Here is a 24,045-nt window from a genome sequence, read left to right on the forward strand (position 1 = left end):
GCGAGAATTTTCGACGAAAATTCTCTGACCTAGAAAACGGGCTCTCCCGCCTATGGGGGAGTCCACTGGACAGGCCAAAGGTGGGGACTATGGACGCCATTCTTCTGCAAATTCTGAACGGGTTGGACAAGGGGTCGGCTTATGCGCTGATCGCGCTTGGCCTGACGCTGATTTTCGGAACGCTTGGAGTTGTGAACTTTGCCCATGGGGCGCTGTTCATGATTGGTGCGTTCTGCGCCGTGTCTTTGCAAAAACTCTTTAACTTGAGCTACGTGACCCTTGATGAAAGTCAGAAAGATTTTCTGGGCAACCCGCTGAAGGTTGAAACCCCGTATATAGAGGCCTGGTTCGGCCCCGAGATTGGCGCGTCAATCATAGATTGGTCCGTTCCTCTGGCTGTCCTGTTCGCGATCCCGATCATGTTGTTTGTCGGCTACGTGATGGAGCGCGGGCTGATCAAACATTTTTACAAGCGCCCTCATGCGGATCAGATCCTTGTGACTTTTGGCCTGGCGATCGTGCTGCAGGAGATCATCAAATATTTCTTCGGTGCCAATCCGATCCAGACCCCGCCCCCCGATATGCTGAGTGGGTCTGTTGATCTTGGCATCATGGTTGGATTCGATCCCAACGCCATCATCTATCCGATCTGGCGGCTGGTCTATTTCGGGTTTGCCGTTGGCATTATCGGAGCGGTGTTCTCGTTCCTGCAATTCACAACCTTTGGCATGGTCGTGCGGGCTGGCATGGCAGATCGTGAAACGGTGGGCCTGCTGGGGATAAATATCGACAGGCGGTTTACCATCATGTTCGGGATTGCGGCCGCAGTCGCGGGCCTCGCAGGCGTGATGTACGGGCCGCTCAACCCCCCGAATTATCACATGGGCATGGACTTTCTGGTTCTCAGCTTTGTGGTTGTGGTTGTGGGGGGGATGGGCTCATTGCCTGGCGCGGTTCTGGCCGGGTTCCTGCTGGGCGTGCTCGAAAGCTTTGCGTCGACCACCTGGGCCACGACCACGATCCCCGGCATCAACCAGATCATCATCTACCTTGTCGCCATCATCGTGCTTTTGACCCGTCCACGCGGGTTGATGGGGCGCAAAGGCGTGATGGAGGAATAAGCCATGTTGGGACTGAACAAGAGAGATACCAGCCTGCTGATCATCGTCGCCATACTGACCCTGTTGGCGCCCTTTATCCTGAACCCGTTCCCCGAAGGCAGCGCCATGGCGCAGTTCAACGCGGGCTATCCCGATTTGATGCAGCGGTTCGTGATCTTTGGGATTTTTGCGATCGGCTTCAACATTCTGTTTGGATTGACCGGATACCTGTCCTTTGGCCATGCGGCCTTTCTTGGGGTGGGGTCGTATTCCGCAGTGTGGATGTTCAAACTGCTCAGCTATAACGTCGTTCCGGCCATCGCGCTCAGCGTTCTTGTCGCCGGGGTGTTTTCGCTGCTGATCGGATTTGTCAGCCTGCGTCGGTCGGGCATCTATTTCTCGATCCTGACGCTGGCTTTTGCACAGATGAGCTTTGCTCTGGCCTATTCGGTGCTTTCGAACCCAAAATTCAACCTGACAAATGGTGAGACCGGCTTGCAGGTCTATGCGGACGATCCGCAGATCCTGCAATCGGCCAGCGCACCGAACCTACCGCATCTGTTCGGCATTCCCATGCGCGCGACCTATACGTTGGATGTGGGTGCCTGGAGCTTTGACTTTAACGCGGGCTATTACCTGTGTGCGGTGATCATGATGGCGGTGTTCTATCTCTCTATCCGCATATTCCGCTCGCCCTTTGGCATGATGCTGCGGGCGGTGAAATCCAACCAGCAGCGGATGAATTATACCGGTCTAAATTCGAAACCCTACACACTGGCAGCCTTTGTGATTTCGGGCATGTATGCCGGTCTGGCGGGGGGGCTGATGGCCGCCATGGACCCGCTGGCCGGGGCCGAACGGATGCAGTGGACTGCCTCGGGCGAGGTGGTGCTGATGACAATTCTGGGCGGTACAGGGACCCTGATCGGGCCGGTACTGGGAGCAGGCTTTATCAAGTATTTCGAAAACATCTTCTCGAAGATCAACGACAATGTTCTGCACAGCTGGTTCGCTTTCCTGCCCGATGGGCTTGAGGACGCGGTTGTGTTCCTGATCCATCCGTTCATCGGCAAGGGTTGGCATCTGACGCTGGGTATCCTGTTCATGCTGGTGGTGATCTATCTGCCGGGTGGGCTGGTTGAAGGTGGTCAGCGGCTGATGGGCTGGTTCAAGCGTAAGAAACCGGGCGCCGATGATGCCCCGAAGGGCAAAACCGAGCCAGCGGAATAAGGGGGCACCATGGCAATTCTACGAGTCAAAGACGTCAGCAAACGCTTCGGTGGCCTCAAGGCGCTGTCGGATGTGAACCTCAACGTCGAAGAAAACTCGGTCCACGCGATCATCGGCCCGAACGGTGCGGGCAAGTCAACCTTGCTGAACTGTTTGGTGGGAAAGCTGATGCCGGATACCGGTTCTGTTTTGTTCGACAACAATTCTGTTCTGGGGTTGGAACCCTATCAGATCAACCAGATGGGTATCAGCCGTGTGTTCCAGACGCCCGAGATTTTCGGCGATTTGACTGTGATGGAGAACATGTTGATCCCGATCTTTGCGATGCGGGACGGCGCTTTTCGGATGCACGCCTATGAAACCATCTCCAGTGAAAAGGCGATTGTCGAGCAGGCCGAGGCGATGCTGTTAGAGATGAACATGGCTGACAAACGCGAGATGCACGCGGCATCGCTGTCACGTGGGGACAAGCGACGACTTGAGATCGGCATGTGCCTCAGCCAGAACCCGCGCCTGCTTTTGCTGGACGAACCCACCGCCGGGATGGCCCGGGCAGATACCAACAACACGATCGACCTGCTCAAACAGATCAAGGACGAGCGTGACATTACCATCGCCATCATTGAACATGACATGCATGTGGTGTTCAGCCTGGCCGAGCGCATCACCGTTCTGGCGCAGGGAACACCTCTGGTCGAAGATACGCCAGAAAACATCCGCGGGCATCCCAAGGTTCGCGAAGCTTATCTGGGTGAGGCCGCGTAAGGAAAAGCAATGAACGAGAAACCTGACTTTTCGAAAAACGCCAATATGGCCAGCACCGCCCCTGCGTTTTTGTCCGTATGGGACATGCATTCATACTATGGCGAAAGCTATATCGTGCAGGGCGTCAGCTTTAACGTGCACGAAGGTGAAATTCTGGCCCTGCTGGGCCGGAATGGTGCTGGCAAAACCTCGACGCTCAGATCCATCGCGCGGGTCAGTGACCCCGAGGTGCGTCATGGTGAAATCTGGCTGGATCACAAGCCGCTGCACAAAATGACCAGCTATGAGGCCGCCGCCGCAGGCCTTGGCCTTGTGCCCGAGGATCGCCGTATCATCCCCGGTCTGACGGTCGAAGAGAACCTGCAACTCGCCCAGATCGCTCCACCTGTCGGCTGGTCGCTGGAACGGCTTTATGAGCTGTTCCCAAGGCTGGGTGAGCGCCGCAAGCAAGAAGGAATTACCCTGTCTGGCGGAGAGCAGCAGATGCTGTCGATTGCGCGGGCTTTGGCACGGGACATCAAGGTGTTGCTTCTGGATGAACCCTATGAGGGGCTTGCCCCGGTGATTGTGGATGAGATCGAAAAGACTCTGCTTCACGTCAAACAGCAGGGTATGACCACGATCATTGTCGAGCAGAACGCGGTGCGCGCCCTGGAATTGGCGGACCGTGCGATCATTCTGGATACGGGCAGCATCGTGTTTGATGGAGCCGCCAGCGAGGTGTTAGAGAATCCACAGCTGCGCGAGGAATATCTGGCAATCTGAACATGCGGATTCAGCAATTTTTCTGAACCGTCGGGCGGGGTGTTCATCCCCGCCCTTTTTCGTTGTTCAATTTTCGATTGGCGGTGTCCTGGGGCCGGGTCACCAACGGAAAATGACAATATTCAACGAATTTCTAGAATTTACGGATAATTTATTATGTAATTTCAATACCCTATCTAGGGCTACGGGAAACCCCCTATATCTTTGATTGGAGCGATTCGTTAACTTCAAATCGTCCAAGGAGTTTCCAAGGACCTACCACTTTTCCCCCTTGAGGGGCTGGCTACTTACCCCCTCGGCCGGCCCCTCACTAGTTGGGGGACATCAACCCAATTCCCCCAAAAGCTCACTTACAAGCGCAGGCACTTCGTACCAGTCGGCGAAGTTACGGGTATGATACAGTTCAGAAACCGGGCTTTTCCGATAACCTTCCGTGAATAGCAAAAAGGGAACCTGGGCCCGTTCAGCGGTTTCTGCATCGACCTCACTGTCACCCACGAACAGGCGCGGACCTATAGCGGCCACTGCGTTAAAACTTGCCTCAAGATGGGCTGGGTCTGGTTTGCGCGTGGCCAGGCTGTCACCACCCAGGGTGGCATCGAAATGATGGGTCAGGCCCATCGACTTCAGAACATGGTCAGCCGGTGCTTTGGGTTTGTTTGTACAAACACCCAGAACACATCCCATCTGGCGCAGCTGTTCAAGCGCTTCGGCCACGCCGGGGTAGACGACGGTTTTGTCGCTGGAGGCTGCGTTGTAGTGGGTCAGCGTCAGTTCCGATAGCTCGGCATGGCGATCCATAGGCAGGTCGCAATGAAACATCATGCGTTCTACCAATTTCGGGAGGCCATTGCCGACGAATTGTTTGATCGTGTCCTGGGGCAGGGGCGAGACACCAGTGTCCCGCAGCATTGCATTCGCAGCGGCGGTGATGTCCGGAAGGCTGTCAACCAGTGTTCCGTCCAAATCGAACATAATTGTAGCGCTCATTGAAATCCTTGCCTCTGAAGCTGCACCGCAAGTCCTAACTGGTGTGTTCAGGCAGTGCAATTCAACCCGGTTGCGAGAGTGAGATATTGAGGCTTGACATACCTGACTAAAATAATCAGATTATATTTCAAGCCGTCAGCAACCCCAGAATCGGGCCAGCCAGATACCTGAAAAGTAAACCGATAAGGCGCATTGCCCGAAACCTTCCGGAGTGATCCTGATGAATGTTCAGAACCCGAATCCCAGCCAGTCTTTTGCCGTATCAATGCTGCCTGCACATAAGGCTGAAGATCTGACCAAAGGGGGCAATCTGGCCCATATCGAGCTGGGCGATCAGCTGTACACCCTGCGCATCACGCGCGCGGGCAAACTGATCTTGACGAAATGAGCGCGCCTGCAGCCCGGGGTGGCGCGACCGTTGGCCGTCTGTCCGACCTAAGCCCTGTCGAGGCCGGTGCGGTCATGTATCTGCGCCTCTGGGGGGACGGAATGCAAACGCGTATGGATGCGGCGCAGGACTTTCAGATCGCCCTGGGTACGGATCAGGGCCGGGCAGCGATGTTGACGCTGGACCGGCTGTGCTCGCTTTGTGCCCATCACGGGCGGCGCCCGCTGATCCGGCATGGGTTGGGCTGTGTCTGCCTTGGCGCGGATGAAAACTGTTTCGCCCAGATGATTGCGGCGGCATCAGAAGGCGCGCGCGAAGACGCTATGATGATGGCGTCCCTGATCGTCCGTCCCGATTTTGCCCCCGCATTGGCCGCTTTGTCTGAGGAATTAGGGCTGGCTTTGCGACGCATGACGGTCTCGATCCCGATGCCAACCCCAAGACATCAGAACCCCACTGCCACGCTGCACTAAGCAGCAGGGCAGGTGCAGAACCCCGGCGAATGCGCGCCGGGGTTCCGTGCCCTCAGCAGCAGCCGCACCCTGCGTGGTGATGGTCATGATCGCATGAGGGTGGCGGGCTGTAATCACCAACTTCTGCCAGCACATCCCGTAATGCCCACAGGATCATGTCCACATCTTCCGCCTCGATCGTCAGCGGCGGGCGAATTTTCAGGATGCTGTCCTTTGGGCCTTCGCTGCCAATAAGAATCCGGTGGTCGCGCATCCGGTTTTTGACATATTGGCAGATCTCACGGCCTTCAGAGCCATCGGGGTTGATCAGTTCGACTCCAACGAACAGGCCCATGCCGCGCACATCACCGACAGATCCGAAATCGGTCTCGATCTGACGCAGGCCTGTCATCAACCTGTCGCCCATCAGGCGGGCATTATCCTGCAAGCCTTCATCATCGACGATATCCAGAACTTCTTTGCCGATGCGGCAGGACAGGGTCGATCCGCCAAAGGTCGAAAAGAACTCGATCCCGTTATCAAAGCTGCGGGCGATCTCTTTGGTAGTAACCAGAACGCCCAATGGATGACCGTTGCCAATGGGTTTGCCCATGACCACGATATCCGGCAGCGCGCCTTGATGCTCAAAGCCGAAATAATATTCGCCCAGACGCCCCAGACCTGTCTGCACCTCGTCGGCGATGCAGACACCACCAGCGGCGCGGATTTTCTCATAAACCGCGGGCAGATAGCCTTTGGGTGGTATGATCTGCCCGCCAACTGAAGGGAAGGTCTCGGCAATGAAACCGGCAACGCCCTGACCTTTGTCCTGTAGGGCTGCAATCGCTGGGTCCACTAGATCTGCAAACTTCTCGGCGCGATCGGGGTCGTCGCGCCGGAAAGACCCTCGGTAGTCATCCGCGACCTCAACCAGTTCCACCCAATCCGCCTGACCAACTCCGCCCGGTTTGTTGAACTTATAGGCCGAAATTGCAACGGCGGCGGTGGTATTGCCGTGATACCCGTGATCGGGCGTCACGATCCCTTTGGCGCCGGTATGGGCGCGGGCCAGCCGCAGGGCGAGCTCATTGGCTTCGGTGCCGGAATTCACAAAGAAGCAGACCTCGAGGTGATCGGGCAGCTTGGACAGAACCTTATCGGCAAAAGCCGTCTGGGCCGGATGCAGATACCGGGTGTTGGAATTCATCCGCTTGAGCTGATCTGCTGCGACAGCCTGAATGCGCGGGTGGGCGTGGCCCACATGGGGTACATTGTTATACGCATCCAGATAAGGGCGACCCCATTCGTCAAACAGGTGATGCTTCCAACCGCGTACCAGCATGACTGGATCGTCATAGGTCAGGGACAGGTTGCCTCCGAAGTGGTCCTGCCGTCCCTGCAGGATCGCCCGTTTATCGGTCGGCCGATAGAACACCTTGTCATCGGGAAGGTTCAGCAGAGCCGCCGGATTCGGGCAGACGGCGTGCCACAGTTCAAGCTCGTCAGGGTCGCCAACACCCGGCCAGTTGGCCCGCATCCCGTTCGTAGTCAGGGCCAGCTGGAAATGTACATGTGGGGCCCAGCCCCCGTTCTGTGTGACATCCCCAAGCCGTGCAAACGCCGCTCCCTGTGCGACTGGATCGCCCGGGTTCAGCCTGTCGCAGACCTCGGGGTCCAAATGTCCGTAGAGTGTATAGAACGGATCGCCTTGGGGTGTTTCGTGATGCAGGATCACCACCCCGCCATAGTCAAGGTGACTGTCGCGATTCTCGACCGCCTCGACCCGGCCACTGATCGGGGCATTCAGGACAGTGCCGGCAGGCGCGAACACATCCACCGCCAGATGCACGGTGCGTCGGTCCGAAGCTTTCCATGGCCCTTTGCGGAACCCCGGCTCTGCGTAAATCAGGCGGGGTTCATTGTAATACCCCAACCAGAAGTCTGTGCCATTTTCCTCGCCAACACGTGCCGCCTCGGCCAGGGGCATGTGGAATGGGTTTTGCGGCCACACAGAGTCTTCGACCGATAGCGAGCCCATGGGCACATCTTTTAGACCCTGTCCAAACATCTCGGCGAATTGACCGCGATGCGCGGACAGATAGGCATGGATGCGTTCGGCCCCATCGGTGACCGGCAGACTACAGGCGACGCGCAGGCGCGCTGGCATCAATCCGCCGTTGACGCTTTGGTCCTCAAGAAACCGCCAGGCCGGCGCCTGACTGATAGTGACATAAGGATCATCCGGGTTTTCAAGGGCCATCAGGGTCGAGTTCACAACCGACACAGCCAGTCGCATCCGCAAGAGAGGCCAGATCAGTTCGACTTCGTCCGCGCGCAGGGGGTTTGCCGCCTGATAGCCGCGCACCAGTGCCGCCAATGCGCGATCGGGTTGCGGATGATCCAATACGATATAGGCCCCGGCAATCGCCAGATCGCAAACGCGTGGCGCGGCACACATATCGCCAAGGTCAATCAAGCCCGACACCCCCGGGCGCTGGCCAGGCTCTGCTTCGACCAGAACGTTATAATCATTGGCGTCATTATGAATCGCCTGACTGGGCAAGCCTGCCAACTTGTCTGATATCGCATTGAATTCGGAACATATCTCGGCCAGCACTGCCTGCCGTGCGGGGCTACTAACGGTGTCCAGATGCTGTTCGATCCACCCTGCCTGCGTCAGATTCCATTTGAAATCGCCCCGGGCCAAACCCTCATGAGTGAACCGCTCTAATGCACGGTCTGTAGCACCCAGAACGCGACCCAGCTTTAGGATCAACTCTTCGGATTTGGGTGCCGATTTCGCATAGCATTGCCCAGGCAGGCATTCCAGCAACCAAACAAGGCGCGGTACCCCCTCGTGATCTTCGATCCGGGGCAGATAATCCCCCTGCAAATCGGGAAACACTGTAGGAAATGGCAGCCCCGGTGCTTCTGAGGCGATATGTTCCAAGGCTTTGACCTGGAGGTCCACAAGCTCTGCTTCGCATCCGGGGCGCATGACTTTCAGAACATAATCCTGTCCGTTGGTTGCCCGGACCAGAAAATTAAGATCGTATTCGCCGTCCAATCTGGTCAGCCGCGCGTCCAGCCCCCAGTCTTGCCGCAAAGCATTAGCCCAAAATGCGATGATGTCGTTCATTTGAAACCCTGTCCCAGTAAACCGGGGTCCTTTTCATCTGGCTAAAAATATCTTCGGGAGTGAATTGGCCCTGCGGGCCAAGAGGGGGCAGACAGCCCCCTTTTCCCGTTACCCCAATGCGCGCAACCGTTTAATAAGCGAGGAAGTATCCCACCGATTCCCGCCCATTTTCTGCACATCCTTATAGAACTGATCAACCAAAGCCGTCACCGGCAGGGATGCCCCTGTTTCATCTGCGGTATCCAAGCAAATTCCCAGATCCTTGCGCATCCAGTCCACCGCGAAACCGTGATCGAAATGATCGTCCAACATGGTTTCATAGCGGTTCGCCATCTGCCAACTGCCTGCGGCCCCCTGACTGATCACTTCCACAACCGCCCGGCCATCCAGCCCGGCTTTTTCGGCAAAATGCAGCGCCTCGCTGAGGCCCTGAACCAGTCCGGCAATGGCGATCTGGTTGCACATCTTGGTCATCTGACCGGCGCCACTGTCCCCAATGCGGCGACAGATTTTGGAATAGACCTGCATAATGGGCTCGGCCGCGTCATAGGCAGCCTGATCCCCCCCGCACATGATCGACAGAACGCCGTTTTCAGCCCCGGCCTGACCGCCCGAAATCGGCGCGTCCACAAAGGCAATCCCTGCGGCTTTGCCCGCGCCATAAAGCTCTCGGGTTACCTTTGCCGAGACGGTCGTATGGTCGACGAAAACCGCGCCGCTTGACATTGCGCCGAAGGCACCATCGTCGCCGGTGCAGACCATGCGCAGATCATCGTCATTGCCCACACAAGCCATGACAAACTCGGCTCGCTCAGCCGCCTCGCGCGGGGTAGCGGCCATTGAGCCGCCATATTGGGCGACCCAAGCCTCGGCCTTAGCGGTTGTTCGGTTGAAAACCGTGACCTCATGACCTGCAGCCTGCAGGTGGCCGGCCATTGGATATCCCATGACACCCAAACCAAGGAACGCAACTTTTGCCATTTGGTGAACCTCTCTGCTGTCCGGGTCCGGTCAGACGCCGCAAGCCGGATTGTTTGGCAGAGACAAAGCAAAGCTGAAGACAAAGGGCAACCCCGTGTCAGGGTTGTCCGCCCAAATCCTTCAGGATCGGACAATCAGGCCTGTCGTCGCCGGCGCAGGCGTCAATTAAATGACCCAACGTATCGCGCATCGCATTAAGGTCGGCGATCTTCGCTTCGATCTGGACCATATGCGCGCGGGCAACCTTCTTCACATCTGCACTTGCGCGGGTTTCATCCTCATACAAGGCCATCAGGGTCCGGCAATCTTCGATCGTAAATCCCAATGCGCGGGCCCGGCCCAAAAAGTTCAGTTTGTGCACATCCTGACTGCGGAACCGGCGATAGCCATTATCATCGCGCAGCGGTTTGATCAGTCCGATATCTTCGTAATAGCGGATGGTCTTGGCCGGGAGACCGGTTTGGTTGGAAACGTCGCCGATATTCATGACGTCACCATTTGTGGAGCCGCCGTATGTGATCCCTCGGGCAGGCTGGCGCGAACCCTGCGAAGTCGCAACGCGTTGGTGACGACAAAGACGCTGGACAAAGCCATGGCTCCAGCCGCCAGAACCGGGGAAAGAAGCGGGCCGCCAAAAGGATACAGAATCCCGGCGGCGACAGGTATCAGCAAAACATTATATCCAAACGCCCAGCCCAGATTCTGTTGGATATTGCTCATGGTCCGGCGACTGATTTCGACTGCATTGGCAACCGCGCGCAGATCGCCCGACATCAGTACCACATCCGCCGTTTCAATCGCCACATCTGTACCCGTGCCGATAGCGATGCCGACATCCGCCGCAGCCAATGCCGGGGCGTCGTTAATCCCGTCACCGACAAAGGCCAGCTCTCCGAACTGGTCGCGCAGGGCGTTGATTGTAGCGAGCTTTCCGTCCGGCAGGACCTCGGCTGTGACATGATCGATGCCCAGCTTGTCTGCCAAAGCCTGCGCAGTCAGGGCGTTGTCCCCGGTGACCATCGCCAGCGTTAGGCCCATAGTGTGCAGCCGGTGCAAAGCTTCGATCGTGCCCGCTTTGACCGGATCCGAGACCGTAAGAAGTGCCGCAGCCTGACCGTTGATCGCGACGAATACGGGGGTTGCCCCTTCGGCGGCATGCTGGTCGGCCTGTTGGCTCAGCGCGGATAGATCAATGCCGTTCTGCGCCATTAATCTGGGTGAGCCGATCAGCAGATCGTGCCCATCGACAGACGCGCGGGCGCCCAGCCCAGTCAACGATTCAAAGCCGGCGATAGGGGGCAGGTCCGCCGGTCCGGCCCGCGTGATGGCCGTGGCAATCGGATGCTCGGATCGCGCCTCGACCGCAGCGGCCAGCCGTAAAACGGTATCGCGGTCAAACCCATTTATGGTCGTGACATTCGCCAGTTCAGGGCGCCCCAGTGTCAGAGTCCCGGTCTTGTCCAAAGCGATGATCTTGGCCTGTTGCAACTGCTGCAAAGCATCGCCTTTGCGGAACAGCACGCCCAGTTCAGCCGCGCGCCCCGTGCCCACCATGATCGACGTCGGAGTCGCCAGCCCCATGGCGCAGGGGCAGGCAATGATCAAAACCGAAACCCCTGCGACCAGCGCCATCGGCAAGGCAGGCGCAGGGCCAAAGATCAGCCAGATCGCAATGGTCAGTAGGGCAACGCCAATCACAACGGGAACAAACCACGCCGTGATCCGGTCGACTAGCCCCTGTATCGGCAACTTGGCACCCTGAGCTTGCTGAACCATCTGGATGACCTGCGCCAGCACCGTTTCGGACCCAACACGCGTGGCGCGCACGCGCAGCGCGCCCGTGCCGTTGACCGTGCCCCCTATCACCTGATCTTCGGCCGATTTCCCTATAGGAACGGGTTCGCCGGTAATCATGCTTTCATCCACGTATGAGGTGCCGTCCAACACCTGAGCATCGACTGGGACGCGCTCTCCGGGTCGGATCTGCAGCACATCGCCAACCAGTATTTCGGATATGGGTCGATCGACCGTGCCCCCGTCCTGTTCTAGCCGGGCTGTTTTCGGTTGAAGCCCGACCAGTTTGCGAATGGCGGCCCCGGTCCGGCCTTTTGCCCGCGCCTCCATCGCGCGACCCAGCAGGATAAGGACCACGATGACCGAGGCGGCCTCGTAATAGACATTTGCACTGCCTTGTGGCAGAACCTGAGGCGCAAAGGTGGCCAGGACGGAATACAGATAGGCGGCACCGGTTCCCATCGCGACCAGCGCATTCATATCAGGTGTCCCGCGCAGCAAGGCCGGGATACCCTTGGCATAGAACACCCTTCCGGGGCCGATCAGCAGAACCGACGTCAGGACAAACTGGATGATATGGCTGGTCTGAAACCCGATTGTTGCCTGAACCCAGTGATGAAAGGCTGGGATCATGTGCCCGCCCATCTCGAGTATAAACACGGGCAAAGCCAGCGCCGCAGCGATCAGGGTGGTGCGGATCAGCGCAGAGGCTTCGCCCGGTTTCTCATCGTTGCTTTCGGCCATCCTGGAAGGGTGCGCCGGATAGCCCGCTTTAGTGCTTAGCTGCGCCAGCTTCACAGGATCAGTTGCCCCGTCGGCAAAACGAATGGTCGCGGTTTCAGTGGCCAGGTTGACCCGAGCACTTATGACGGCCGGATCTGCGCAGAGTGCTCGTTCAATCCTTGCGACGCAAGAAGCACAACTCATTCCGTCAATCTGCAGAACGGCTTCTGCCACTGACACCGGATAACCAGCTTTGTCCAGCGCGCCGGTCAGGTCGCTGATCGGCCTGTCATAAGTGACCTGTGCAGTCTCGGTTGGGAAGTTGACCGAAGCCTCGGTAACCCCGGGAACATTGCGCAACGCAGATTCCACGCGGCCTACGCAGGATGCGCAGCTCATTCCGGTGACCTTCAGTCTGATAGTATGTGAGTTGGCCAATCGACTCATCCTGTCCTGTTTCCAACCCTAGATGGGGGTTCCAGTCACAGGAAGGTCAAGGGCAGAGATCATGATTCAGGCACAATCTCTTGTTTCGAGGGCCGTACGGTTCTTAGTCTTGGGCCAGTTTTTCCAGCAGCAGCGAATTATAAAGCGCGGGCGGGGATGTCCGAACAGCTTCGGGAGATGCGAAAAACCCCAGCATAAGAAAGGCAATCGACAGAGCGAAACCAAACAGGACTATGAAGGCTCGGTGAAGCGTTAACGTTATCATGGTGTCAGTCCTTGAATCACAAGTTGGGGAATGCTTGGCACTGGGGCTTATTTCTTATTTTCCAGTTCCCGTTTCAGCCGGTCATTTTCCGCCTGAAGTTGGGCCAGCTGCTGGCCCAATTCGTTCAGGTGGGGGCGCAGCTCGGCCTCGGTGAATCGTGGGGTAATGTGACTTGGGCAATTCCAGTCCAGACCTTCGACCTTGATAATGACGGCGCGTTCGGCCGGGGTCTGGGTGCCTTCGGGGGAGAGGCTGGCAGCCGCCGCAGCGCCTTCGGCAATTTCGACACGCCCAAGTATTTTCAGGCGTCGCTGGTTGGCATAATCCATCAGGATCAGCGCAACCCGGTCATTGCCATCCAAATTCCCGCGCGAGATATACTGTTTGTTGCCCGAAAGATCAGCATACCCAATGGTCTGCGCATCAAGTACTCGTAAAAACCCCGCGGGTCCGCCACGATACTGCACATATGGCCAGCCGGTCTCGGACACGGTTGATTGGTAGAACCCGTCGCGGGCCTCGATGAACTCTTTTTCGGCGGCTCTGATTTCGTGACCCTGCACAGGGCCGCTTTCCAGGAATTTCGCATAGGTTTTTGCCGATCCCATCCTTTCTTGATGGGTGAGAACGGCAGGCGTGAAGGTTAGTTTGGAAAAAGCACGTGGCATAATAGGTCCTTTCTACAGGCCCAGATCAGACAGGTCGGGATGGTCGTCAGGGCGCGGACCAAGAGGCCAAAGGAAAACCCGATCCTGTTGCCTGATCGGAAGGTCGTTCAGCGAGGCATGACGTTTAGCCATCCGACCATCCCTATCGAATTCCCAGTTCTCGTTACCATATGAGCGGAACCACTGGCCGCTGTCGTTCCGCCATTCATAGGCATAGCGCACGGCAATACGGTTTTCCGAATAGGCCCAGAGTTCTTTGATCAGCCGGTACTCCTGCTCATTTCTCCACTTGCGGGTCAAAAGCGCGTGAATTTCAGCATGGCCCGCGACAAACTCCGCCCGATTCCGCCATTGGCTGTCCTCGGTATAGGCGGGCGTCACGATATCCGGATCGCGGCTGTTCCAAGCATTTTCAGCCATGCGGACCTTTTGTGTAGCGGTCTCAGCAGTGAATGGCGGCAGAGGGGGGCGGCTCATGTCATGGTCCTTCAGGTCAGCGATGCAGCGAGCAGCGCGAGGGTCAACAGAAATGGGATGTACTGGCGGTTGAAGGGGCTGGTACGGCGTTTCATGACGGCTCCATAGTTAACTGATCGGTACATCGTGTCGTTAAGGTGTACTGATCGGTACCTCTTTGCAAGGGGCGCCTGTAAAATATCTAAAATTTTTCTCTATCCAGGTGGAAAATAAAGAGAATTTCCTGAACATTGGTGGCCCTTGCGGATTATGGAGGGTACAATTATGTACAGATCGGTACGTATAGGAGGCGAATCATGCGCCCAAACAAAAGGGATGAGCTGGTCCGCAAGGCCCTGAAGGTCTTTTATCGTGACGGTTTTCATGCGACCGGCATGGACAAGCTGGTGGCTGAGACGCGTGTGTCGAAGACTTCGATGTACAAACATTTCCGCACCAAGGAAGATCTGATTCTGGCGGCTTTGCGTCTGCGGGACGAGAATTTCCGCAACTGGTTCATGCGTCGTGTCGAGGAATTGGCCGACACCCCTGCGGACCAGTTGATTTCAAGCTTTGATGCACTGGGCGAGTGGTTCGCCGAAGACGGGTTTCGCGGCTGCATGTTCATCAAGGCTGGCGCCGAATTCCAGGAGAAAGAGCACCCGATCCACGTGCAGGCGGCGGAACACAAGCGGTTGTTGTTGGAATATTTCACGGATCTGGCCCGCAAAGCCGGTGCCTGCGACCCTGAAAGCCTGGGATGTCAGATTCTTCTGCTGAAAGAAGGGGCAATCGTGACGGCGGTTCTGTTGAAAAGCTGTGATCCCGCGCAAGATGCCAAAGCTGCAGCGCGGGTCTTGCTGGAAAACGCGTTGGCCGCACCGATCCCGTGACCCGGCGAAATCTTCCAAAAGACGTTGCGTAGCGTTTCATCCAACGCATTGGATTAATTGGCGGTCCAAATTACGCTGGCGGCAAGTTGATCTTGGAGGATGCGCAATGTCTCTTATTACCCCTACATCCAGCTGGGTGTCCGAAGAGCACCAGATGTTTGCCGAAATGGCGAACCGTTTCATGCAGGACGAACTGGTGCCCAATATCGAGCGCTGGACCGAAAACGGGGTTGTTGATCGTGCGTTCTGGCGCAAGGCCGGTGACATGGGACTGATGGCTGGCGCGATCACCGAAGAACACGGCGGTGTCGGTGGTGGCATGGGATTTGATGCTCTGACCATGTACGCCCAGACCTCGCACGGAGATTCCGGTTGGGGCTATGCGATCCAGTCGATTGTCATCCACTATATCACCGCTTATGGCAGCGAAGATCAAAAGCTGAAATGGCTGCCGAAACTCGCCTCGGGCGAGATGGTCGGCGCGCTGGCCATGACAGAGCCCGGAACCGGTTCGGATGTGCAGTCGATCCGCACAACTGCGGAAAAGAACGGTAACTCCTACTGTCTGAACGGGTCCAAGATCTTTATCACCAATGGGCAATCTGCGGACTTGATCCTTGTGGCCGCAAAGACCGACAAGACTCAAGGGTCGAAAGGGGTATCGTTGGTCGCGGTCGAAACGCAGGGCGCAGATGGGTTCCGCAAGGGGCGGAACCTCAAGAAATTGGGCATGAAGTCCAATGACACGGCCGAGCTGTTCTTTGAGGACGCCAAGGTCCCGATGACAAACCTGATTGGTGCGGAAGAGGGGCAGGGTTTTTACCAGATGATGCGGCAACTTCCCTGGGAACGCCTGACGATTGCAATCGGTGCCCTGGGTGCGATTGATTTCGCGATTGCCGAAACAGTGAAATACACGCAGGAGCGCAAAGCCTTCGGTCAGCGCGTGATGGATTTCCAAAATACCCGCTTCAAGCTTGCCGAGTGTAAAACCAAGGCCGAAGTGCTGCGCAGTTTTGTCAACGATTGTATTGCCCGGCTTGAGGCTGGAACTTTGGATGCATCGACCGCGTCGATGGCCAAATACTGGGGGTCTGAGGTGCAGAATGAGATCATGCACGAATGTCTGCAGCTGTTTGGTGGCTATGGGTTCATGATGGAATATCCGATTGCTCGGCTTTATGCGGATGCGCGGGTTCAGATGATCTATGGCGGGACAAATGAGATCATGAAGGAACTCATTGCCCGGTCGTTGGACACATAATCCTGTTCGGAACGCTCCCTCCCCGCAGTTTTCTAGGGTGGCCGGAATGGCCCGGTCACGAGATTTGGTCGACTTGGCCTTGCAGCCAAGAACAGAACGACTTCAGCGGCTCGGATGCCACCCGGGATTGCGGCCAGACCAGAAAGAAATCGCCCAGACTGACGCCCGGGCCTTTCCAGGCGGGAACGAGTCGCCCGGTTTTCAGGTCGTCTTCGACCAGATAGCTGGGCAGTAGCGCCACCCCAAGCCCATGAATTGTGGCTTGTCCCATGGTCGAGAATTGGTCGAACAACATGCCGCCAAGCCCGGATGCCACAAGCCCTTGTGCGGCAAACCATTGCTCCCAGGCATCAGGGCGCGTTTCCAGGTGCAGCAGCGGGGCATTCATTAGCCAGTCAATCTGTTCCGGGTTTTTGGGCAGAATTTCCGGGGCGCAAACCGGTACAACGTTTTCACGCATGATCGGCAGGTAGTTGACGCCGTGCCAATCTCGACGTCCGAAATGAATCGCGGCGTCGAAATGTTCCGTTTCGAAATCGAAGGGGCGAAGCCGGGTGTTCAGATTGACGGTCACCTCGGGATGTCGGCGGGCAAAGTCCTGAAGACGCGGCGCCAGCCAATGCATCCCAAACGCTGGCAGGATCGACAGGTTCAGCGATCCTCCGGTCGGATTGGCTCTGAGTTTTAGGGAGGCCTGCGCCAGTTGGTGCAAGCTTTTGCGCGCGACCTGAACGTATTCTTTTGCCGCCGGGGTAAGCTGCAGCCGCATCTGGGTTCGCTGGATCAGTTCGATGCCCAGCTGTTCCTCCATCGACTTGAGCTGTCGGCTGATGGCGCTTTGGGTCAGCGAAAGCTCTTCCGCTGCCGCCGAAGCACTGCCAAGGCGGTCAACGGCCTCGATTGCCAGCAGAGAGGGGATAGACGGCAGAAAACGACGGGGGGCGATCATATGATAATTCCTCATACCTTTCGGATGGAATATCACTGGCTTTTAGGGCCCGCCAGCCCGATACCAAATGAATATTTTGGTCAAGAGAGACGTTGGCAGTGTCCAGGGATATCGCAGCAGATAGTTTTAGGCGTGCAGACAGGCTGCGCGGGATTGAGTTGTCAGAGATTGTTCAGATCTCTGAGCAGGCTGCGCGCCTTAAGGCGCAGGGTGTCGATGTGGTCGCGCTCAGTACTGGCGAACCTGATTTTCCGACCCCTGAACATGTGGTCGAAGCGGCCCATAAAGCGGCGCTGGCCGGGCAAACACGGTACCCGGCGACGGCAGGGGCGCCGGACGTTCGGGCGGCTATCGCCGTCGGGGCCAGTGTCCAGCCGGAAAACGTGATCGTCTCGACCGGTGCTAAACAGGTTTTGTCCGGGGCGCTGATGGCCACGCTCGATCCCGGGGATGAAGTTATTACCGCGGCGCCGTTCTGGACCAGCTATGCGGATATGGTCAGGTTGTCCGGCGGTATTCCGGTTGTCCTGGACTGTCCGGTTTCTCAGGGGTTCAAGCTGACCCCAGCACAGCTTGAGGTCGCAATTACGCCGCGCACTCGCTGGCTTTTGCTGAACACGCCCTCAAACCCGACCGGCGCGGTCTATACTGAATCGGAAATGCAGGCCCTGGGTCGCGTTTTGGACAGGCATCCCAATGTTTGGGTGATCTCGGATGAGATCTACCAACACCTGACCTATGTTCCCTTCACGCCATTTGTTCAGGCCGTGCCGCATCTGGCGGATAGAGTGCTGACCGTAAATGGAGTTTCCAAGGCCTATTCGATGACCGGGTGGCGGATCGGTTGGGGAATCGGGCCATCACCCTTGATCAAGGCGATGACCGCTGTTCAGGGGCAGATTACATCAGGCGCATGTTCCATCGCGCAGGCGGCAGCATTGGCTGCGATTACCGGGCCGCAAACGCTTTTGGGCGAACGCCTGCAGGCGATGCGAGCACGCCGTGATCTTGTGGTTGCTAGGTTGAATGCCGCGGGTCTGGAGTGTGCCGTTCCGGATGGCGCGTTCTATGTCTTTCCCAAAACACCGGCTGAAATGCCGGTCGATCACGAATTCTGCCGGTATCTGCTGGACGAAGTCGGGGTGGCACTGGTGCCGGGGCGTGCCTTTGGTTTGCCGGGCCATCTGCGGCTTTCTTTTGCTTACGCCACCGAAAGCCTGCAAGAAGGGTTGCGGCGCATTTCTGTTGCGACCGCCAGATTGAAGTAGAGGGGCCGCCATGGATCGCGCTCAGATCGTTCATGAGAATTTCCTGACACGTGTGGCGCAAGGCCACCTGCCTGACGGCGCAGCCCCGCGCCCCGGACTTAGCAATACCGAGGCGGTGTCGCTGTACCGGTCGCAGGTTCTCAGCCGGGCGTTGGACCGGACCAGCCGCGCGATGCAGAAGGCGGGGCAGGGGTTCTACACGATCGGCTCGTCCGGCCACGAAGGCATGGCGGCTGTCGCCCACGCGCTGCGGCCCACGGATATCGCGTTTCTGCACTACCGGGATGCCGCCTTTCAGATCGCACGTTCCGAACAAGTGCCGGGCCAGCAAATCGCCTGGGATATGTTGCTGAGTTTCGCCTGCTCGAAAGAGGACCCGATCTCGGGTGGTCGGCACAAGGTACTGGGCTCAAAGGCGCTGATGATCCCGCCGCAGACCTCGACCATCGCCAGTCATCTGCCCAAAGCTGTGGGTGCGGCCTATTCGCTTGGCGCGGCACGGCGGCACCCGCCCGACCATCGCGAACTGCCTGCCGACGGGATCGCCATGTGTTCCTTCGGGGACGCATCGGCCAACCACTCGACTGCGCAGGGGGCGATCAATACGGCGGGGTGGACCAGCGTACAGTCGACCCCTTTGCCCCTGTTGTTCGTCTGTGAGGATAATGGGATCGGTATCTCGGTCAGAACGCCAAAGGGATGGGTTCAAGCGTCGATGCAGCACCGGCCGGGGATCAAATATTTTCAGGCCAACGGTTTGGATATTTTCGAAACCTATGCGGTTGCGAAAGAGGCAGCGGAATACGTGCGCACTCGGCGCAAACCGGCTTTCCTGCATCTAAGAACCGTTCGGCTTTATGGCCATGCGGGGGCGGACGTCCCGACGACCTATATGGCGAAATCCGAAGTCGAAGCTGATGAGGCAAATGATCCGCTGCTGCATTCGGTGCGGCTGTTGGAACAGGCCGGGGCGCTATCGTCGGATCAGGCGCTGAAGATATATCAGGATACCTGCGCCCGCACCGACAGGATCGCGGCAGAGGCCGTGACCCGCCCGCATCTGACCACCGCGTCCGAAGTCATGGCCAGCTTGATCCCACCAAAACGCACCTGCAAACCCACCAATGGTCCGGGGGCCGAGGCCCGTGCAGCCGCTTTTGGCGGCGACATGCGCGCGATGGACGATCCCCAGCCGATGAGTCGTCTGATCAACTGGGCACTGACCGATCTGATGCTGGAACACGCCGAGATCGTGTGTATGGGCGAAGATGTGGGACGCAAGGGTGGCGTCTATGGCGTGACCCAAAAGCTGCAACAGCGGTTCGGCCCGGATCGGGTGATCGACACGCTGTTGGACGAACAGTCCATTCTGGGGCTGGCCATCGGTATGGGGCATAACGGCTTTGTCCCGATCCCTGAAATTCAGTTTCTTGCCTATTTGCACAATGCCGAGGACCAGATCAGGGGCGAGGCCGCGACCTTGCCGTTTTTCTCGAACGGGCAATTCACCAACCCGATGGTCCTGCGGATCGCGGGGCTGGGATATCAGAAGGGGTTTGGAGGGCATTTCCACAACGACAACTCTCTGGCCGTTCTGCGCGATATTCCCGGTGTGATCATTGCCTGCCCCTCGACCGGTTCGGACGCGGTGCAGATGCTGCGCGAATGCGTAAGGCTGGCGCGCGAAGAACAACGCGTCGTGGCATTCTTGGAACCCATTGCGCTTTATCCGATGCGCGACCTTCATCAGGCGCAGGATGCCGGATGGATGACGACCTATCCTTCGCCGGATCGCAGCATCCGCCTGGGCGAGGTCGGGGTACAGGGGGACGGCACCGATCTGGCGATTGTGACCTATGGCAACGGCCACTACCTGTCGCGGCAAGCCTTGCCCGAACTTGAGGCCGCAGGGATCCGAACCCGGATTATCGACATGCGATGGTTGGCTCCATTACCTGCAGAAGCGTTGCGCGAGGCCAGCAAAACCTGTGCGCATATTCTGGTCGTTGACGAATGCCGCCGGACCGGAAGCCAGTCAGAGGCGCTGACAACTTTCTTCGTCGAAGAAAGCCCCGACACCCCAATCGCCCGGGTAGTGGCAGAAGACAGCTTTATCGCGACCGGGCCTGCATATGCTGCGCCATTGCCGTCAAAGGATAATATTGTCGCCGCTGCGCTCAATCTGACTGGAAACCGCTCATGACCCGTACCGCCGTTGTGATCTGCCCGGGTCGGGGCACCTATAACAAGGCCGAGCTGGGGTATTTGCACCGTCATCACGCAAACCGGATGCAGATGATTGGCGGGTTTGACGCCATCCGCGCCAATGCGGGGCAAGCGGCAGTCACGGCGCTGGACGGTGCTGATCGGTTCACGGTCAGTAAGTACTCGCGCGGTGATGTGGCCTCACCCCTGATTTATGCGGCCTCTTTGGCTGATGCTCAGGTGCTGGCCGATGACATTGAAGTGGTGGCTGTCACCGGCAACTCGATGGGCTGGTACATCGCCCTCGCCGCCGGAGGCGCGGTGTCGCCTGAGGATGGCTTTCGTGTGGTGAATACAATGGGGACGTTGATGCAGGACCACCTAATTGGTGGGCAGCTCGTATACCCATTCACAGACAATAGCTGGGCGGATGACCCACAGCGTAAGGCTGAATTGCTGGCCGATGTGGCGCGGATCAACGCGCAGGACGGTCAGGTTCTGGCATTGTCGATTGATCTGGGTGGAATGCTGGTTCTGGCGGGCAACGAAGAGGGCTTGCGAGCGTTCGAGGCATCGTGGCCGAGTGTGCAAGACAGGTTCCCCATGAGGTTGGCAAATCACGCCGCATTTCACACCCACCTTCAAGCTCCGGTGGCTGCGGAAGGGCGCACGCAACTTGGTGCGGAGCTGTTCAAACAGCCTGACCGGCCTCTGATCGACGGGCGTGGCAAAATCTGGTGGCCGGGTGCGACGGACACGCAGGCACTGTGGGATTACACCCTGGGACATCAGGTGACCGCTGCCTATGACTTCACCCGCGCAATCCAGACCGCCGCGTGCGAATTCGCGCCTGACCTGTTCATCGTGACAGGCCCCGGAGCGACTTTGGGCGGTGCCGTTGCGCAATCGCTGGTTCTGGCCGGGTGGCAGGGGATGTGCGATCGGGCAGCGTTTCAGTCGCAGCAAAAGGCGCGGCCTTTCCTGATCGCGATGGGGCGTGAGGATCAAAGGGCTCTTGCGACGACCTGATCCCGCGTCCTAATGGTTTTTGACACCGCAAGGAGACCGCATTGAGCGACTACGATCAATCCCTTTGGCTAAACACCTGCCGCGAGCATGTGGAGAGCGCCCCGCTGACCAGCGATTTGTCTGTGGACCTTGCGGTGATCGGCGGCGGTTATACTGGCTGTTCCGCGGCTTTGACGGCCGCACGGGCCGGAGCCTCGGTCTGTGTCTTGGAGGCACAGGAGATCGGGCATGGGGGATCCGGGCGCAATGTGGGGCTGGTCAATGCCGGACTCTGGGTGCGCCCTGCTGACATTTGCGCCCATCTGGGGGATGCGGACGGAACGCGTCTGATCGAAATCCTTGCGGCGGCCCCAAGTGAAGTATTCAGCGTGATCCAGACACATGGGATCGAGTGCGAGCCGATGCGCAAGGGCACGTTGCATTGTGCGCATTCTGGCTCTGGTCTTGCTGATTTGAAAATACGCCATGCACAGTTGCGTCAGGCAGGCGCTCCGGTCGAGTTGCTGTCGTCGGACAAGACGTACCAGCGCACGGGCAGCGCCACCTTTCGTGGAGCTCTGTTCGACCCGCGCGCCGGAACGATCCAGCCGATGGCATATGTGCGTGGTCTGGCCCGCGCGGCTGCCGCAACCGGGGCACGCGTTCACACGCACAGCCCAGTGATGACGATGCGCCATGTCGATGGCCAGTGGCTGTTGGAAACCCCGCAGGCCACGGTGCGCGCCAAATCAGTGATCCAGGCCACCAACGCGTATCATCGGAACCTGCCCGATACGGCACCGGCCTATGTTCCTGTCTCGTATTTTCAATTCACTACTGCGCCGTTGTCCGACAATCTGCGCGCGAGTATTCTTCCCGGAGCCGAAGGATGTTGGGATACCGGCCTGATCATGACCTCTTTCCGAATGGATCACGACGGGCGCTTTATCCTCGGCGCAATGGGCAATCTAGAACATGCGGGCAGCGCCGCGCACACCGGATGGATCAAGCGCAAACTGTCAGAGCTTTATCCTCAGCTTGCGGATCAACCCTTGCAGCAGGGATGGCATGGCCGCATTGCGATGACCTCGGACCACATTCCCAAGATCACCCGGATCGGACCGGATGCGGTTTCGATCCATGGCTATTCAGGCCGGGGTATCGGGCCGGGCACGGTGTTTGGCCGTATGGCGGCTGAGAGCCTTTTGGCAGGGGATCCGGCGTTGCTGCCAGTTCCCGCTGTGGCGGAACATACTGAACGCTGGACCCGCCTGCGTCACGCCTACTTTGAAACCGGTGCTGCACTGACCCATTTGATCAAGGCGCGCTGATGTCAGCTGCTATGGCTTCGATCCTTCTGCGCAGCCAACGATGCGCCGGGTCATTGGCCGACCTTTGGTGCCAGACCATGTAAAGCGGAACCGGGGTGCATTCGAAGGGCAAATGCGCACAGTCCAACCCGGCCAGAGGACCTTGTCTCATCAAGGCGGTATCGGTCGAGATCAACGAGCTGCCCCGCACAAAGGCCGGTATCGCGTTGAAATGGGGCAGAGTCACAACCGGTGCCCTGATCTGGCTTTGATCAACGCCCCGCATGACGGCACGGGTGTTGCGGCCATCGGAAAAGCGAACCTCGATATGGTCGCTCTCGCAGTAGGTCTGCCAACTGTTTGGCGGGGTGCAATGGCCGGCATCATAAAACATCATCAGCGGGCTTTCGAGCAGCCGTTTCTGGTAAATGTCCGGCCCATCCGGTGGCAGAGGGGTGACCATCAACTGACACCGGTCGCTGCGCAACAGGTCCGGATCGGGAACGCCCGATGGGATGAACTCCAACCGTAGCCGTGCACCCTCGGCGCGTGTGTCGCGCAACAGCCTTGGGAATATCACTTCGCGTGGCATGTCATTTGTGGCGATGCGAATGTCGATCTGTTCGGATAACGGGTCAAAGGGGCGACCGTCAGTCAAGGCACGCATCCCGTCCAGCACCGTTTGAATAGGGTCCTTCAGGGACAAGGCACGTTCGGTCGGGGTCAGGCCCTGACCTGAACGTACAAACAACGGATCGCCCAGCACCTGCCGCAGTTTGGACAGCGTGTGGCTGATTGCCGATTGCGTGACCCCCAGCCGATCCGCTGCTTTCGAGACCGAGCTTTCCTCGAGTATTGTCAGAAAGACCCGCAGGACTTTGCCGTCCAAATCAGTAAAATCATTTTTATTCATATTATTTATGATTAAGTATGAATGGTTTTGCTGTCTACCGGGCATTAAGGGTCAGACGGGCTAGGGGAGGCA

General features: G+C 58.0%; 22 protein-coding genes. 12 read left to right on the forward strand and 10 right to left on the reverse strand.

From position 1 onward, the window contains the following. Positions 1 to 89 precede the first annotated feature (89 nt). Genes AC2FGB_RS06425 through AC2FGB_RS06440 form a run of 4 tightly spaced genes read left to right on the forward strand, consistent with a single transcriptional unit; the run spans position 90 to position 3,860 of the window. Positions 90 to 1,121 carry a branched-chain amino acid ABC transporter permease gene (locus tag AC2FGB_RS06425; protein WP_142635752.1) on the forward strand — a complete coding sequence of 344 codons (1,032 nt, stop codon included), beginning with the start codon at positions 90 to 92 and terminating at the stop codon, positions 1,119 to 1,121. Between the two features lie 3 nt (positions 1,122 to 1,124). Next, the gene (locus tag AC2FGB_RS06430) at positions 1,125 to 2,330 is read left to right on the forward strand and encodes a branched-chain amino acid ABC transporter permease (protein WP_142635754.1); all 1,206 of its coding nucleotides are present in this window, start codon (positions 1,125 to 1,127) and stop codon (positions 2,328 to 2,330) included. Between the two features lie 9 nt (positions 2,331 to 2,339). Continuing rightward, a complete protein-coding gene (locus AC2FGB_RS06435) occupies positions 2,340 to 3,095 on the forward strand; it encodes an ABC transporter ATP-binding protein (protein WP_142635756.1) in 756 nt (251 codons plus the stop codon). A gap of 9 nt (positions 3,096 to 3,104) precedes the next feature. After that, the gene (locus tag AC2FGB_RS06440; RefSeq protein WP_142635758.1) at positions 3,105 to 3,860 is read left to right on the forward strand and encodes an ABC transporter ATP-binding protein; all 756 of its coding nucleotides are present in this window, start codon (positions 3,105 to 3,107) and stop codon (positions 3,858 to 3,860) included. Positions 3,861 to 4,184: 324 nt separating this feature from the next. Here the strand turns inward: AC2FGB_RS06440 and gph are convergent, their stop codons facing one another. Continuing rightward, positions 4,185 to 4,850, reverse strand: coding sequence for a phosphoglycolate phosphatase (gph, locus tag AC2FGB_RS06445; RefSeq protein WP_496688840.1), 666 nt, complete (start codon positions 4,848 to 4,850; stop codon positions 4,185 to 4,187). Between the two features lie 220 nt (positions 4,851 to 5,070). Here gph and hemP point away from each other — a divergent pair, with 220 nt between their 5' ends. Next, the gene (hemP, locus tag AC2FGB_RS06450) at positions 5,071 to 5,238 is read left to right on the forward strand and encodes a hemin uptake protein HemP (RefSeq protein WP_142635762.1); all 168 of its coding nucleotides are present in this window, start codon (positions 5,071 to 5,073) and stop codon (positions 5,236 to 5,238) included. Beyond that, positions 5,235 to 5,711: a hypothetical protein gene (locus AC2FGB_RS06455; protein WP_142635764.1), complete on the forward strand. Its 477-nt coding sequence runs from the start codon at positions 5,235 to 5,237 to the stop codon at positions 5,709 to 5,711. Before hemP ends, AC2FGB_RS06455 begins: the two co-directional genes overlap by 4 nt. 52 nt (positions 5,712 to 5,763) lie before the next feature. Here AC2FGB_RS06455 and AC2FGB_RS06460 read toward each other — a convergent pair whose 3' ends face one another. From AC2FGB_RS06460 to AC2FGB_RS06490, 7 genes are all read right to left on the reverse strand, one after another. Then, positions 5,764 to 8,829 carry an aminotransferase class III-fold pyridoxal phosphate-dependent enzyme gene (locus AC2FGB_RS06460; RefSeq protein WP_496693639.1) on the reverse strand — a complete coding sequence of 1,022 codons (3,066 nt, stop codon included), beginning with the start codon at positions 8,827 to 8,829 and terminating at the stop codon, positions 5,764 to 5,766. 108 nt (positions 8,830 to 8,937) lie between these two features. Next, positions 8,938 to 9,810 carry an NAD(P)-dependent oxidoreductase gene (locus AC2FGB_RS06465; RefSeq protein ID WP_496693640.1) on the reverse strand — a complete coding sequence of 291 codons (873 nt, stop codon included), beginning with the start codon at positions 9,808 to 9,810 and terminating at the stop codon, positions 8,938 to 8,940. Positions 9,811 to 9,907: 97 nt separating this feature from the next. Continuing rightward, complete coding sequence (gene cueR, locus AC2FGB_RS06470) at positions 9,908 to 10,297, reverse strand: Cu(I)-responsive transcriptional regulator (RefSeq protein WP_142635768.1); 390 nt, start codon at positions 10,295 to 10,297, stop codon at positions 9,908 to 9,910. After that, positions 10,294 to 12,774 (reverse strand): heavy metal translocating P-type ATPase, encoded by a 2,481-nt coding sequence (locus AC2FGB_RS06475; protein WP_496693641.1) that lies wholly within the window; start codon positions 12,772 to 12,774, stop codon positions 10,294 to 10,296. The genes cueR and AC2FGB_RS06475 overlap by 4 nt, the downstream gene beginning before the upstream one ends. 103 nt (positions 12,775 to 12,877) lie before the next feature. Next, positions 12,878 to 13,039, reverse strand: coding sequence for a hypothetical protein (locus AC2FGB_RS06480; protein ID WP_185956647.1), 162 nt, complete (start codon positions 13,037 to 13,039; stop codon positions 12,878 to 12,880). Between the two features lie 47 nt (positions 13,040 to 13,086). Then, positions 13,087 to 13,707: a pyridoxamine 5'-phosphate oxidase family protein gene (locus tag AC2FGB_RS06485; protein WP_142635772.1), complete on the reverse strand. Its 621-nt coding sequence runs from the start codon at positions 13,705 to 13,707 to the stop codon at positions 13,087 to 13,089. Between the two features lie 12 nt (positions 13,708 to 13,719). Then, positions 13,720 to 14,184, reverse strand: a complete 465-nt coding sequence (locus AC2FGB_RS06490) for a nuclear transport factor 2 family protein (protein WP_496691709.1) — start codon at positions 14,182 to 14,184, stop codon at positions 13,720 to 13,722. Between the two features lie 296 nt (positions 14,185 to 14,480). Between AC2FGB_RS06490 and AC2FGB_RS06495 the strand changes: the two genes are divergently transcribed. Beyond that, on the forward strand, positions 14,481 to 15,056 hold the full coding sequence (locus AC2FGB_RS06495) for a TetR/AcrR family transcriptional regulator (RefSeq protein ID WP_496693642.1): 576 nt from the start codon (positions 14,481 to 14,483) through the stop codon (positions 15,054 to 15,056). A gap of 106 nt (positions 15,057 to 15,162) precedes the next feature. Beyond that, the gene (locus AC2FGB_RS06500; protein WP_496693643.1) at positions 15,163 to 16,320 is read left to right on the forward strand and encodes an acyl-CoA dehydrogenase family protein; all 1,158 of its coding nucleotides are present in this window, start codon (positions 15,163 to 15,165) and stop codon (positions 16,318 to 16,320) included. Between the two features lie 55 nt (positions 16,321 to 16,375). Here AC2FGB_RS06500 and AC2FGB_RS06505 read toward each other — a convergent pair whose 3' ends face one another. Then, positions 16,376 to 17,269 carry a LysR substrate-binding domain-containing protein gene (locus AC2FGB_RS06505; protein WP_496693644.1) on the reverse strand — a complete coding sequence of 298 codons (894 nt, stop codon included), beginning with the start codon at positions 17,267 to 17,269 and terminating at the stop codon, positions 16,376 to 16,378. Between the two features lie 98 nt (positions 17,270 to 17,367). Here AC2FGB_RS06505 and AC2FGB_RS06510 point away from each other — a divergent pair, with 98 nt between their 5' ends. Genes AC2FGB_RS06510 through AC2FGB_RS06525 form a run of 4 tightly spaced genes read left to right on the forward strand, consistent with a single transcriptional unit; the run spans position 17,368 to position 23,081 of the window. Continuing rightward, the gene (locus AC2FGB_RS06510) at positions 17,368 to 18,537 is read left to right on the forward strand and encodes a pyridoxal phosphate-dependent aminotransferase (protein WP_496693680.1); all 1,170 of its coding nucleotides are present in this window, start codon (positions 17,368 to 17,370) and stop codon (positions 18,535 to 18,537) included. Between the two features lie 10 nt (positions 18,538 to 18,547). Continuing rightward, positions 18,548 to 20,740, forward strand: coding sequence for a dehydrogenase E1 component subunit alpha/beta (locus AC2FGB_RS06515; RefSeq protein ID WP_496693645.1), 2,193 nt, complete (start codon positions 18,548 to 18,550; stop codon positions 20,738 to 20,740). Further along, positions 20,737 to 21,771, forward strand: a complete 1,035-nt coding sequence (locus AC2FGB_RS06520; protein ID WP_496693646.1) for an ACP S-malonyltransferase — start codon at positions 20,737 to 20,739, stop codon at positions 21,769 to 21,771. The genes AC2FGB_RS06515 and AC2FGB_RS06520 overlap by 4 nt, the downstream gene beginning before the upstream one ends. Positions 21,772 to 21,812: 41 nt before the next feature. Continuing rightward, positions 21,813 to 23,081 (forward strand): NAD(P)/FAD-dependent oxidoreductase, encoded by a 1,269-nt coding sequence (locus AC2FGB_RS06525; protein ID WP_496688824.1) that lies wholly within the window; start codon positions 21,813 to 21,815, stop codon positions 23,079 to 23,081. Here the strand turns inward: AC2FGB_RS06525 and AC2FGB_RS06530 are convergent. Next, positions 23,068 to 23,973 (reverse strand): LysR family transcriptional regulator, encoded by a 906-nt coding sequence (locus tag AC2FGB_RS06530; protein ID WP_496688822.1) that lies wholly within the window; start codon positions 23,971 to 23,973, stop codon positions 23,068 to 23,070. The genes AC2FGB_RS06525 and AC2FGB_RS06530 overlap by 14 nt on opposite strands. Between the last annotated feature and the right edge of the window lie 72 nt (positions 23,974 to 24,045).

The sequence above is a fragment of the Ruegeria sp. CDSC021 genome (genome assembly GCF_059610845.1).